At 60.8% G+C, this 13748-nt stretch carries 10 protein-coding genes; all 10 read right to left on the bottom strand.

The window, feature by feature from the left end; translation table 11 throughout:
* Positions 1 to 9 precede the first annotated feature (9 nt).
* The gene (locus LD110_RS21565; RefSeq protein ID WP_225501987.1) at positions 10 to 1320 is read right to left on the bottom strand and encodes an ABC transporter substrate-binding protein; all 1311 of its coding nucleotides are present in this window, start codon (positions 1318 to 1320) and stop codon (positions 10 to 12) included.
* A gap of 55 nt (positions 1321 to 1375) precedes the next feature.
* A complete protein-coding gene (locus LD110_RS21560) occupies positions 1376 to 2176 on the bottom strand; it encodes a hypothetical protein (RefSeq protein WP_225501986.1) in 801 nt (266 codons plus the stop codon).
* Positions 2173 to 3240, bottom strand: coding sequence for a Gfo/Idh/MocA family protein (locus LD110_RS21555; protein ID WP_225501985.1), 1068 nt, complete (start codon positions 3238 to 3240; stop codon positions 2173 to 2175). The genes LD110_RS21560 and LD110_RS21555 overlap by 4 nt, the downstream gene beginning before the upstream one ends.
* A gap of 146 nt (positions 3241 to 3386) precedes the next feature.
* Positions 3387 to 5948, bottom strand: a complete 2562-nt coding sequence (locus tag LD110_RS21550) for a beta-glucosidase (protein WP_225501984.1) — start codon at positions 5946 to 5948, stop codon at positions 3387 to 3389.
* A 92-nt stretch (positions 5949 to 6040) separates the two neighbouring features.
* On the bottom strand, positions 6041 to 7234 hold the full coding sequence (locus LD110_RS21545; protein ID WP_225501983.1) for a hypothetical protein: 1194 nt from the start codon (positions 7232 to 7234) through the stop codon (positions 6041 to 6043).
* An 11-nt stretch (positions 7235 to 7245) separates the two neighbouring features.
* Positions 7246 to 8832, bottom strand: a complete 1587-nt coding sequence (locus LD110_RS21540) for a sugar ABC transporter ATP-binding protein (RefSeq protein ID WP_225501982.1) — start codon at positions 8830 to 8832, stop codon at positions 7246 to 7248.
* The gene (locus tag LD110_RS21535; protein ID WP_225501981.1) at positions 8825 to 9883 is read right to left on the bottom strand and encodes a substrate-binding domain-containing protein; all 1059 of its coding nucleotides are present in this window, start codon (positions 9881 to 9883) and stop codon (positions 8825 to 8827) included. The genes LD110_RS21540 and LD110_RS21535 overlap by 8 nt, the downstream gene beginning before the upstream one ends.
* Before the next feature lie 172 nt (positions 9884 to 10055).
* The gene (locus LD110_RS21530; protein ID WP_225501980.1) at positions 10056 to 10451 is read right to left on the bottom strand and encodes a Zn-ribbon domain-containing OB-fold protein; all 396 of its coding nucleotides are present in this window, start codon (positions 10449 to 10451) and stop codon (positions 10056 to 10058) included.
* Positions 10448 to 11623 carry a thiolase family protein gene (locus LD110_RS21525; RefSeq protein ID WP_225501979.1) on the bottom strand — a complete coding sequence of 392 codons (1176 nt, stop codon included), beginning with the start codon at positions 11621 to 11623 and terminating at the stop codon, positions 10448 to 10450. The genes LD110_RS21530 and LD110_RS21525 overlap by 4 nt, the downstream gene beginning before the upstream one ends.
* Before the next feature lie 48 nt (positions 11624 to 11671).
* On the bottom strand, positions 11672 to 13606 hold the full coding sequence (locus tag LD110_RS21520) for an NAD(P)/FAD-dependent oxidoreductase (protein WP_225501978.1): 1935 nt from the start codon (positions 13604 to 13606) through the stop codon (positions 11672 to 11674).
* Positions 13607 to 13748 lie beyond the last annotated feature (142 nt).

Genomic DNA, 13748 nt, shown 5'->3' with positions numbered 1-13748 from the left:
GCCTCCGACTCAGGATTTGACCACGGCTTTGAGACCGGTTTCAAATGCTTTGAGAGCGGTCTTCGCGTCGCCCGTCCCGGTGATCACCGACTGGGCGAACTGGCTGATTGCCTGGCCGCCGTCCAGCACCGCATGGTTCGCATTGAGGGCCGCGCCGCGTGCCGCGAAGGTCTTCGCGATCGGCTGCCATTCCTTGATGACCTTGACGTTGTTCGGATTGCCCGCGAACTCAGGCAGCTCGGTGATCGACTTGAACACCGGCAGGGAACCCAGGAGGTTCTGCTGCCAGAACTGCTTGATCTGGCCCAGGTAGTACACGAGGAATGCATCCGACGACTCCTGGGACGGTGTGTTCTTGTACATCATGATGTTGTTCGGGAACACCAGCGTCGCCTTGTCCCCGTGCGGGCCAGCCACTACGGGCGCGACGACGAGGTCGCCGGAAGTGTCCCCGATGCTGTTGTCCAGGCCGGCCGCGTAGGAGCCGTACCCGGCCTTCTTGTCCTTCCATTGGGCCTGGAGGTTGTCGTTCGTGTAGCTCACGGCCCCCGGGTCGATGATGCCGTTCGAGACCAGCTCGTACAGGAACTCGGTTGCCTCCAGGTTCCGGTCATTCATGACATCGATCTGTCCGTCGGGGCTCCACACGCCGCCGCCGTTATTGAGCATCATCTGGATGGCCACGTGGTTGGCGAAGAAGTTGCCAGACCCCGCGCCGGTGGCGAAGCCCACGGCACCGATCTTCTTGAGGGCCTTGCCAGCCTCGAGGATGCCGTTCCAGTCCGTCGGAGGCGCTACCCCGGCCTTTTCGAAGAGCGACTTGCGGTACCAGAAGACGCGCATGTCCAGCTGCCACGGGACGGCGATGTAGCCCTTGTCCGACTTGAACGGGTCGAGGACGCCCGGGAGGAAGTCATCGTACATACCATTCTTCTTCAGCGCATCAATAACGCCGTCGGCGTATGCGATCGCGCCCTGCTGCTCAAACTGGAACGCCTGGAAGCCGCCGCCCGTGGAGACCGCGGGACCCGTCTTCGATGCGATCGCCGAGGAGTACGTCTGGTAGAAGTTGTTCCACTGGATTATCTGGTAGCTCGCCTTCAAGTTGCTGCTCGATGGCGCGTAGGCTTCGGTGACCTTCTTTGCAGCCTCGTTGTAGGCGGGGGTGCCCCACGGCATGTCCCAGAACTTCACCGCGCCCCCACCTCCACCGCCGCTAGGCGAGCCGCCAGTGCAAGCGGCGAGGGCGGGAATCGCTGCAACAGCGGCGGCGAGGCCGAGGAAACCTCGGCGAGAAAACGAGGTGGAGGTGGGGTTCATAGCGTGTCCTTCATCGTTGAGAGGTGGTGGTGTGAGAATCCTGGACGATCCGGCTTCAGCCCATGCCCTTAGGGGCCAGCGAGATTGCGCCGTCCAGCTCCGAGAGGTCATCTGAGACGGCCTCTCCGGCGGCTACCGCGACGGCCCGCCGCCAACTGACGCGACGGGACGTTTCCCAGAGGGTGGGCAGAAGTCGTTCGCCGTCCGGCCCGGTAATCCTGACTTCGGCTGGTTCCGCCGTGGCCGGGGAAGGGACGGAGGCGGATAAGCCGCCGTCCTGTGTCAACAGCCGCAGCCGCAGGGTCGCAGGGGCGGCATCAGTGGCGATAATCGAGAACGAGACGGGCACGTCCGAAGCCTGACCCCTGAGCCAACTGGCCAGGTGCCAGCCCGCCTTGTCGCGGTGCAGCGAGCGGACGGGAGACATCGAACCAAAGACTCGGCCCGCAGCGATAAGTACGTCGAGCAGCACGTCATCGAAGTTCGTTTCGGTCGGCACTCGCAACTCGATGTCGGCGAAGACTGCAGTTTCCCGCAGACTCGAAGTGGCCTCGGCTGCCGTCTGCAACCCTGGGTTGGAGGCAAAGGACCATTCGACTATGGCACGCTGCGCAAAATCAGTCGGCAGGCTGAGGATGCCATCTGCAGCTGAGGGCGAGCTGACGACGGCAGCCAAAGCGCCGCCGTCGAGCGCCTCCCGCGTGCGCTCCAGCCACCCGGGTGTCCCCGCAATGGCGGCAAGTTGCGCGGGCTCCTGGCCTGCCGGGGCCAGCGAGAGTGGCAGTGACGCGACAGTCTCAGAGAGACCGGGCACGCTATGGGTGTCGACCGTGTAGTGCTTGGTCAAGGTGCTCATACTGCTGCCTCCAAGACATGGGCGCGGGCGCCGTCGACAGTTACAAGGGCGAATCGGAGGTCCTCGATCAACGCGCCAGCTTCCGGTGCTTCCTCTGTCCCGTGGACGATTCCTGCGATCCGGCGCCACTCGCCTTCGTAGCCGTTATGGTCGAATGGTCCGGCCACCTTTGTTAGGCCGCCGGCTGTAAATTCGGCAACCGCCGACCCTGCCTGAACGTAGGACGGGGTGAAAGTCACTCTCAAAGTGGAGTCCGGGCCGGTCGCTTCGAGTGTCCAGTCAGGCTTCCACGTTGCATTCACTGACGCGGAGAGCTCAATGGTGCGCCCCCCGGCGCGAAGCAAGAACACGTAGCCCCACGGCCGCACGACTTCTGCGCGCAGGACCTGAAGGTCGTCAAAGGTCGGGACAAAGCGCCGCACGAGCGGAAGGTCGTGAATGGCGAGCCCGAGGACACCGCCTTCAAGCGTCGCCGCAATGACCTCCGGGTCGGAGTAGTCAGGCCACCCCCCGGCCGGCCGGGCAATAACCTCTGTCGCGAAGTCCTCAAATCGCGCATTGGGTGGCAGGACAACAGACACCCGGATGGTGTGGGCAGTCTCAGGCAGGGTCTCCCAGAGCTTCTCTGCGGCGAGCCAGCCCGGATCAAAGGCGTGCATGGCGCCCACAACTATGGGCACACCAGTCTCGGCGGATACGGACGCGATCTCCGCTGCCTCCTCCGCCGACACAGCGAAGGGCTTTTCGCACAACACCGCCTTCTTGCCCGCACGGCACGCGGCGATGACTTGGGCAGCGTGAAACTTGTGAGGACTGCAAATCGCGACGACCTCAACCCGAGGATCCCCGAGGAGTTGGTCCATGGAAGTTGAGGACGCAGCATCGACGCGCGAAGCGACAGCTGCGGCCACGTCGGCGTCGACGTCCATTACGTGGGTGACCTCGAAGAGGTCCGTGAGGCGAGAAAGGCTGGGCAGGTGAATTGCCTGCGTCACTGGCCCAGCGCCGAGGAAGCCGACACCGATGCGGGAACTGATTTCATCGGATCGTTTTGTGGGGGGCATCGCAGCTCGCTCCAGTCTGTTGGTGAATTGCATCACTCTTAGCTCACCAGACTGGGCCTGTGTGAGGGAGATCCGCTTGAGGGTAGTACTAGCAGGGGTAGTTTCAGCGGTGACAGGGGTGGCCTAAGACCCCTGGTTGCTGGACTTCACGCGGGGCCATGGCTGTTCAGCTCCACTCGTACCCGTATGTCGCCGAGGCCGCGGGCGACCAAGAGTTCTCCTTCGTGAAGCGACTGCCAGGCGCTGGCAGCCTCGTCCCAGCGGCGGAAAAGGCGGTTGTCGCACATCACGCTAACGGTCGCTGTCTCCCCCGGGGCGACGTCAACGCCCGTGTAGCCAGCAAGGCGCACAGGCTGGTTGATATCGCGCGGTAAGAAATAAACCTGCACGGTCTCGCGCGAATGCCGACTAGAAGTGTTCGTCACTTCGACCTCAAGTGTCGCGGCGCCACCGTCGTCCGCAGTCGGCGCAAGTCGTGCTGGTCCGTACTCCCAGGCCCCGTAGCCGAGGCCGTGACCAAACCAAAACAGCGGGTCAGGGGCAAGCCCGCGATGGTGTCCGCGGTAGCCGACCGCAGTGCCTTCGCTGTACGTAACGGCGAGGTTGCTGTCGGGGGTGACATTCCATGCCGGGCTCGCGCCGTCAGCTTGGGGGTAGCTCGTCACAAGGCGTCCTGTCGGTTCACTCTCCCCCACGAGAACGGAGGCAACTGCCTGCCCTCCTTCTTGTCCGGGCAGTCCGGCGATAAGGACAGCATCTACGTCGGCGAGCCACGGCATGAGCACGGGGGTTGCCGCATTTACCACTACCACTGTGCGGGCTGCCACAGCGGCAACTCTGCGAATGAGTTCGTCCTGGCGACCCGGAAGCTTAAGTGTGGTCTTGTCCTTGGCTTCGGTCTCATCTTCCTCAGTAAGGCCAACGACGACGACTGCGGTTCCAGCCGCACGGGCTGCGTCTTCGGCTTTCGTTAGGGCGTGTTCGTCGTTCAGCGTGTCCTGTTCCGCCACAAGTGTGACGCTGCCGTACGAACCTGTGGCGAGTAGGTGGCTTTCCTCAGCGAGATTCAGCTCAGGGCGGCTCTGGAGGAGGGTTACCCAGTCGGTTGCCGCGAAGTCGAAACGTACCGTGACAAGGGCATCTGCGGGCAGGTCGAAGACCTCGGTATAGGAGGGCGGATGCAGCATTGCATCGGCTGGGTCGAAGCCGGCAGAGGTGACGTTGCCCTGTCCAAGGATGCCGGTGTAGGAAGAGGTCGTCCACGTTCCCGACCCGATACCGCCCAGCCGCACAGGACCGGCCCGGTTGCGGAGACGGGCAGCAATGATCACGCCTGTGGGTGTCTCGTCAAAGTCGTCATCCCAGCCAATGCTGATCGCAGTGCCGTTTTCGTGGCGATTGACGATTTCGGCACCTTCGGCGTTGAGATAGGTGACGTGCATGCCTGGTTCGCCGGTGATTGGGTCACTTACAAATGCGGGGTCCGCCGCTGCCGGGCGGTTGCGGACGTGCACTCCGTCTACCACAGTCGGCATTCCGCCATACCGCTCAGTCAGCGCACCCGCGATAGATGATATGTAGGGCGGGTTGACCTGTGCTGAGCCGCCGCCCATGCCCTGGGTCGAGATGGCGTGCCGACCGATGATCGCGATGGTGTCATCGTCCGCCAAGGGAAGGGCGTCGCCGTCGTTCTTAACCAGAACCATGCCGCGTGATGCGATGTGGCGCAGCTGGTCCCTGCGAATCCGGGAATCCGGCGCGGGCATCCCGGCATTGAACGGGCCTACCGCGTCGCCGTCATAAACTGGGCCATGGCGAAGCGCGCTTGTGCGTTCCGCGAGCAGCAGGAGCCTCGCGAGGTGCTCGTCGACAGTGGCCTCATCGACGTCGCCCCGTTGGACGGCGGCCACGAGCCGATCACCCCATGGCCCGTCTGGACCTGGCATAACGAGGTCGAGCCCGCCATTGGCGGATTCGACGGTGTGTTTGGTGGCGTACCAGTCGCTCATGATGAGCCCGTCCCAGCCCCACTCTCCTTTGAGGATCTGGTTTTGCACGTGATCCTGCTCGGTAGCTGTGACACCGTTAACGTCATTGTAGGCCGCCATGACCGACCAGGCGCCGGCGTCATCGACAGCCATTTCGAAGGGCAGAAGGTAAACCTCCCGCAAGGCACTCTCGGAGAGGCGGGAGTCCATGACCGTACGCAGGGACTCGGACTCGTTGGCCACAAGGTGCTTCAGGCACGCGGCTGTGCCGTTGCCTTGCATACCCCGCACATATGCCGAAGCAATTCGGCCAGTAAGGTAGGGGTCCTCCGAGTACGCTTCGAAGAGACGTCCACCCAAGGGGCTTCGGTGGAGGTTCACAGTTGGGCCGAGCACAACATGAATACCTTGGCGATGGGCCTCCTCGGAAAGCATGCGTCCAACCTCCTCCCCGATCGAGTCGTCCCATGAACCAGAGACCAGGGTGGCGTTAGGGAAGAGCGCAACTGCTTCGCCACCCATGAATTTGAGCCCACGTACACCTGATGGTCCGTCCGAGAATGCCAGGGGCGCCAACCCGATGCGATCTTCCCCGGGCAACGTGAACATCGTTTCGCCCGTGAGGAGGCGCACCTTCTCGCTAAGGGTCAGTCGCGCAACGAGCGGAAGCTGGCGCTTCAGATCCTCAGAAAAGTGGGCGGTGGCGAGTTCTTCGGTCATGGGCTCTCTCCCTTGGTGTGGATTGTGGCGTTCCTAATGGGCGCGCTTCTGCGCGGAGCCGGATCTCAGACTCCGCACAGATGGGATATCTGTTAACTCCTGCTGCGCCGCCGTCGGAGGAAGTAACCGTCAAGGCCAACGGCCAACACGAGGATGAGTCCCTTGGCGACGTTCTGCGCATAGGAGGAGACGCCGAGGAGGGCCATGCCATTGTCGATCGTCGACAGGAGGAAGGCGCCCATGACAGCTCCGACCACCGAGCCCACGCCGCCCCGTAGCGAGTTGCCGCCAACCACCGCGGCCGAGATGGCGACAAGTTCCAGGGTGGTACCGGCATCGGCGGTAGAGGTCCCCCCTCTGGCGGTGAGCATAACCCCGGCAATGCCGTAGATAACGCCCATGATGATGAAAGCGATGATCACTGTGCGCTTGGCATTGATACCCGCGTAAACCGCAGCTTCGCGGTTTGATCCCAGCAGGAATATCTGTCGTCCAAACTTTCCTTTGTTTAGGACAACGCCGAGCGCCAACGCGACGACGCCGATCCAGATCGTGGCGTACGGAGCACCGCTCCGACCCAGGCTGATCCAGATCAAAGCAGCTGCTGCCGCAAGCGGGACGACGACCTTCTGGAGGTAAATGCGGGCCGGAGTCGGAGTTATCGATGCTTTGGCGTCGCGGAAGGTCCGGTAGCTCTGCAGTACTGCGGTGAGCATCAGAAGCACCACGATCGCCACCACAATGACCGCCGGCATCCTGCCTTCAGTGAGGGCAATGAAGTCCGAACTTACAGGCCCTACAGCCCCGGCGTTGGTCCACAGTAGTCCGATGCCTCGAAAGACCAAGAAGCCGGCGAGCGTCACGATGAACGCGGGGATGGCAAAGGAAACAGTGGCGATAGCTTGGACGATGCCCATCAAGACCCCGGCACCTACAGCCGCCAAGATACTAGTCACCAAATCAAGCCCAGCGACCTGGCATTGTGCCGCTACCAGACCTGCCAGGAAGGCAGCGCTTCCCATCGACAGGTCAATTTCACCGACAATGATCAGGACAGCGACGCCGGCAGCAAGGACGGCCACGACGGCAGCCTGCCTCAGAAGCAAGGACGCGTTGGTCGGTGTCAGGAATACGCCGTCGGAAGCGAACTGGAAATACAGGATGAGGACCAACGTTGCGATGAGCAGTACCGCGAGGCGTGAGACCAACAGCCGTCGGAGGCCCGAACCTATACCGCCAGAAATGGATCGGCCAGGACCTGGCAGGGTTTCAGTGTTCTGTTTCAAAGTTGTCATTCTTAGCTCACTGCTCCAGTTGCTGCGGACAGTAAATCGTGGGAAGACGCTCCGCGCGGAAACTCCGCCCGTATCCTTCCCTTGTACATAACGAGGGTGCGGTCAGCTTGGGTCAGGACTTCATCGACATCACTGGAGATGAGTAGAATCCCGACCTTCAGCTCCCGCGCTATTGAGCGGATCATCAGATAGATTTCCTTTCGTGCACCGACGTCGACTCCAAGGGTCGGCTCATCCAGGACAAGAACCTTCAGCCCGTCAATAAGGCAGCGTCCCAGCAACACTTTTTGCTGATTTCCGCCACTAAGAGCATCTATTGGTAGATCGGGGCGGCTAGGCCGTACCCCCAACTTCTTCATGAGCTCCGCGACACGACTGCTCTCCTTCTGTTCATCCAGGAGGAGCCGCGACATCGACGTCGTTAGTTCGCCCAGCATGGAGGCCGTCAGGTTTCTTGCCACGGATTGACCGGAGAGAATACCTTGCGACTTACGGTCTTCGCTGAGGAGAACCAGACCGGACTTGACCGCGCGATGAGGTCGTTTGGGAAACCCGGAGGAGCCCCCGATGACGCATTCGCCAGTTATGGTTTCCGGCCACGCCCCATAGAGAGCACGGGCCAATTCGGAGCGTCCCGCACCAACTAATCCGTACAGACCGACTATCTCGCCCTCGAACACGTCGAGGTTGGCGTTATGAACCCTGGCTCGTCCAGTGATACCGCCGGAATAGACGCAGAGATCACGAACCTTGAGAACCCGTCCCCCAGTCTCCTCGATTGTCGCTTCGCCCCTAATGGCTTGAATTGATTCCAAGGTCTTCCCGAGCATCGCACTCACGAGGTCCCGACGGGGCGGAACCGTATCAAACTCTGAAACCATGGCTCCGTTCCGTAGAACAAGTACACGATCAGCGATTTGATCAAGCTCATCCAGTCGGTGGGTGACGTAAATGATGCCAACGCCGGACGAGCGCAGACTCTGAATGTGCTCCAGCAGTACCGACGCCTCAGAATCAGTGAGCGCAGCTGTGGGCTCGTCAAGGATGAGAACCCGCGCTGAGCGGTGCAGTGCGGCCGCCAGGACGATCAGCCGACGCTGAGGAGGTGAGAGCGTGCTTGCAGGGGCAGAGGGATCGAGGTGCAGGTCGAAGATTGCGAGAGCCTGCTTAGCCTCCTTGATGGACAGCCGCTCATCATAGATACCGAAACGGCCTGGCAGGTTTCCCTGGTGCATATTCTCGGCGATGCTCAAGTGGGGAACAACATGAAGTTCTTGAGGCACCAGGACTACACCGGCTTCGGTACCAGCCTTGGCGGAAGCGAACATCACCTCGTCCCCATCAAGCTGTACCGACCCCTCGTAGTCTCCGGCTGAAATAATTCCAGCGATGATCTTCATGAGGGTCGACTTACCCGCTCCGTTCTCCCCGGCAATCGCCAGGACCTCACCTTCCCGGAGCGTGAAGTTGACGCCGTTGAGCACTTTAGTGCTCCCATAGGTCTTGCCGAGATCGTGGCCTGAGAGCACGACCGCCGGTCCGGTCCCTTCATGCGGGACCAGACCGGTAGTCGTTGCAACCTCAGCCACAGGAATCCTTGCCGTAAACCTCATTCACAGTGACCCACCCCTTCGGGGCGATCTTTGTGACGAACTCGCACAGATTGCTCTTGGTGACACTTGTGATGTTCACATAGGCCTGCGGCACGCCATCCACGGTTGCGTCCGGAGCCGGCGGAGTGGCTTCGGTTCCAAACGCGTGGGCGATGTCAGTAGCCCTCCTGGCCATCTCGTCGATCGGTGTCCAGACGGTCTGGCCCTGCCACCCTTGGGCGATGTAGGCGAGACTCGGGGTGGAAGCATCCGTTCCGGTTATGAACACGTCGCCCGGTTGCTTTCCCGCGGCTTTTGCGGCACTGACTGCGGCCTGCGCTCCTTCATCCCACATAACAACCAGCGCCTTGGTGTCGGGGTTCTTCTGAAGCGCAGCTTCAGCCTCCGTCTGGGCATTCGCGGCGGACCACCCAGGCGTGTACTTGTCGTAGGCCACCTTGACGTTCGAGTCGGTGAGAATCTTATCGTCGTACGGTTTTCCGATGACGTGGGCAGCCGCTGCTGCTTCATCACCGCGAATAATTCCGTACGTGCCGGTCGGAACTGCCTTCAAGGCAGCTTCGGCGTGCGCTTCCCCGAGCTTTGCGTTGTCGCGCCCAACCATATAGTCGGGCTTTGCTCCCGTAACAGGCGCATCATAGACGATGACCTTCACACCCTCGCCCTGTGCCTTGGTAACGATGGCAGCTGACGCTTTCGGGTCGAGAGGGACCAGGACGAGCACCTTGATGCCGCGCTGGATCATGCTGTCCACCTGCGCGGCCTGTGTCGCCGCATTGTTGTCGGCGTAGTTGACGATGATCTCGTCGCCGTTTTTCTTCGCCTGTTCAGCCATTACTCCGGCCTCAAACGGGTAGCGCTTCTGATCCTGGGACCAGAAGCTGACCCCGATGAGAACGCCTTTATCAGCGTCGGCGCTCGCTGCGCCGCCGCCCGATGCGCAAGCACTCAGCATCACGAGAGACACCAAAGCACTTGCGGCCGTTACGACTCGTGCGCTCCGCGCACGCTTCCGATTTTCGAGCATCGACATCCTTGTCTTTCTCTATCGATTGAGTTGAATTGGGGGGCGAGACCGACCCTGATCCGCCTTTATCATGAGTACCGGTCTTCGCCATTATGAATGGTCATACGATATTTCGAAAGCATCAGTGCGTCAAGTGTCTGCTCAAATACCTGAAATTGGGTGGATGCTGTGATCAGAGAGCATCCGGCAGCCGCTCGAAATAGGGCAGGCAAAGACCCGTGGCGATCGCCCTCATGGTCACCTGAACTCGGTCTCCGATTTCTACGGAGGTGTCGTCCAGCCGCGAGGTGATCCTCAGTCCCTCTTCCAGTTCCACGTCGACAAGGGCGAACGGAACCTCGCCCGCAAACGCCGGATCCGCGACCTGGCGAACAATCGAAAAGCTCCATACCGTGCCGCGGCCGCTGAGTCTGATCCAATCGCGGGATTGGCTGAGGCAATCAATGCATGCCGGGCGTGGGTAATGCTGAAGGCGCCCACAGTCGCGGCACTGCTGGGCGACGAGCCGGCCTTGGGCGGCTGACTCCCAGAAAGGTTTGTCCCATGAGACCGCTACGGGGTGGCTCATGCGGCCTCCGTTCCCAGGACTGCCCCGCAGACCATCCCGAGATTTCCCGCGTAGGACAGCATGCCAATACCAGTCACTAGTCCACGGGACGCACCGTTCACCTGTCGCTCGCCTGCTTCTCCCCGGAGTTGGTGCACGGCTTCGACCACGTGAATTGCACCGCCAGCCAGGCTGGGCTGGCCGATCGAGAGCTGACCTCCACCGGTGTTCAACGGAAGACCACCTCCGATCGAGATGTCGGTCTGGTCGATGAATGTTCCGCCTTTGCCCTTTTCGGCGAAGCCCAGATCCTCCAGCATCAGGAGCACGGCGATGGGATAGTCGTCGTACAACTGGGCAAAGTCCATGTCGGACCGGGAATCGTTGCAGAAGATCTGTTCGGCTAGTGCTACGAAGCCGGTCTCCGTGCGCTGATGATCGGGTCCCCTCGTCTGATGATTGACCCTTTCGCCATAGCTGCGCATGTAAATCGGAGGCTTCATCAGCCCTTGGGCAACCCAGTCCGCACAGATGACGATTGCCGCGCCCCCTGCGCAGCGCATAACGCAGTCTGCTCTACGGATCGGGTCTGCAATCAACCGGGAACTGATGTAATCGTCGATCGTCATCGGTTCCCTCAGCAGGGCTCGCTCATTTAGTTGCGCGTGCGCGCGTAAGGTCACTGCGATCTTGCCAAGCTGCTCCAGGGTAGTGCCGTAATCATGCATATGACGACGCTGGATAATTCCGAACAGGCCATTGGGCTCGGCGTATCCGAATGGTGCGAGCCAGTTGCGCAAGCTGTAGTCCCAGGGCGGAGTGCGACGATCATGGCTGAGTGTCGGCAAATCAATTCGATTCCCACCGGCGGCCACAACCACCACATCCGCCAAGCCCGCCTCGATCGCGGCACGGGCACGGGCGATGCCAGCCAGAGTGCTGGCACCGCCATAATCTGCTTTCATGACGTAGCGCAACTCGAACCCTAGGTGTTCGGCAATATGCGGAGAATCATCAGGGACGGAGATTGTGGCGACCACGAGCCCGTCAACTTGGTTTCGCCTCAGGCCAGCATCCTGCAGGGCAAGGGCAATCGCCTCGGCGATCCACTCTTCGTCCGCCCTTTCTGAATGCCGCGCGAACGTCGTTTCGCCGACTCCGGCTATCACAGCTGTTGGCCTCGCTTCGGCCACGCTTATTCTCCCTTCAATGCCTGAATCAATTGATCTCGGAAGCCGTCCTTAGGCCCGTTCGAGTTCGGCCACCTGTTGCACTGTGATGTAGTCCGAGTCAAGGTTGGCCTCTCGGGTCAATGCCCAGAAGTCGGGTAGTTTCCATGGATTCTGGGTGATGATCCGGCCCCGCTCATTGCGGAAGTAGGTCGACATGCCTGGATGACTCCAGATCATGTTCTGGTGCATCGACTGGATGGTCTCGTTGTATTTGTCGTAGACGTCCTCGCGGCATTCGACCACGTCAACCGAAGTCTCCGACATTGCCCTCAGCACGCTCAGCACGTAGTCGATCTGGCACTCGACGATGTAAATGAAGCTGCCGCCGTGGCCAAGCTGGGTATTCGGTCCATAGAGCATGAAGAAGTTCGGGAATCCGGGAACAACAGTGCCCAGGTAGGCCCGTGAGTCAACGTCATCCCACGCTTCCCGAATGCTGACACCGCCGCGGCCGATGAGCTCAACCGGGGAAAGGTAACGCACCACGTCATAGCCGGTAGCCAGGATGAGGACATCAGCCTCTACCACCTGCCCGCCGACACCATGGATCCGGTTGCCGTCGATCCGCGCGACAGCCTCGTCGATCAGTGTGACATCGGGCCGCGCGACAGCTTTGTACCAACCGTTATCGAGTAGCATCCGCTTGCCAAAGGGCGGAAAATCGGGAGTTACCTTTTCGATCAGGTCCGGCCGGCCTTCCAGTTGTTCGTTGATGTAACGCGTAAAGAATCGCCGATGGCGGTCATTAATAGCGTTCATCGATCGCTCCGGATGCGGCCACTCCGGGTCCTTCTGCAGCGCATCGTAGACGGCACTGTCGAAGATCCAACTCAGGCGAAGGCGATAGAGCCACTCGTAATGCGGAACTTCACGCAAAAAGAATCGAAGCGGTTCCGGCACCTTCTTATGGAACTTGGAAAACGGGGCCGCCCACTGCTTGGAGCGCTGAAAGATGGACAGATGTTCAACGGTATCGGCGATTGCAGGAACCAGCTGCATGGCGCTGGCACCGTTGCCGATGACCGCAACACGCTTGCCCTCAAGTTCTACATCCGAGTCCCAGCGAGCTGTGTGCACGACCGGACCATCGAAGGTTTCCAGGCCAGGGATGGCCGGGAGTTTAGGTGTCGTAAAAGTGCCGACGCCAGTTATGACGACATTGCTGACCAGCGTTTCTTCTGTACCATCCGGGTTGCGGAGAAGGGAGTGCCATGTATGGCTTTCCTCGTCATACCTCGAAGTGAGGCATTCGGTGCCGAAACGGACCCTGTCTGCAACGCCGGATTCTTCGGCGACGCGATGGAAGTAACCCTGGATCTCCTCTTGAAGCGGGAAGTACGTCGCCCAGTTGCCAGGAGCGAATGTGTACGAGTACAAATGTCCTGGCGTGTCCACCCCACAACCCGGGTAGCGGTGTGACGACCAGACGCCACCTGCCCGATCCTGCTTCTCAATGATCGTGTGCGGGACACCAGCCTGAGCGAGCTTGATTGCCGCCGCAACACCGGACATCCCGGCTCCGACAATCAACACTCGGAAACCCTCCGGGACGCTAATGCGCTCGGGGGCATAGCCCGCATACCTCACAAGCTTGTCAGCCATCACCGATGCGTAGTCAGCCGGGATGGGCTCCGCTTCCGTGACCGTCATCATCTGGATCAGCTCATCGCCTGACAGGGACGGCTTCGCAACGGCACTTCCGCCCTTCCAGGCCAGAATGGCTTGAACAGCAGCCTCGCGGATCTGCGCTTGAATTTCAGGCGAGAGACCGCCCGAGTCATTGTCGTCGAGGCCGCGACTGCGCTCCGGCTGGAAGGGGTCTTTGAGCCAGCGGTCCTCACCCGTGAACTGATGAAGCAGCAGCAGCAGCGTAGGGATGTTGGTGTAGGGCATCGCCTCACGTATGTCGCGCTCGAACGCTTCCCGATTCGCCTCTTGTTCCACCCTTTATCAACCTTCCGTTTGTAATGCTGAATACCTGTACCATATCCTGAATGGAATTGAAGGTCAACGGACAGTTGTCACAGGGGCGCTTCAGTTGGCCCCGCCCGTTCCAAGAAAAATGTCCCCGGCAGGAGTGCCGGGG

The organism is Arthrobacter sp. M4 (assembly GCF_020251205.1).
Lineage (GTDB): Bacteria > Actinomycetota > Actinomycetes > Actinomycetales > Micrococcaceae > Arthrobacter.
This window is presented reverse-complemented; position numbering and strand designations above follow the sequence as displayed.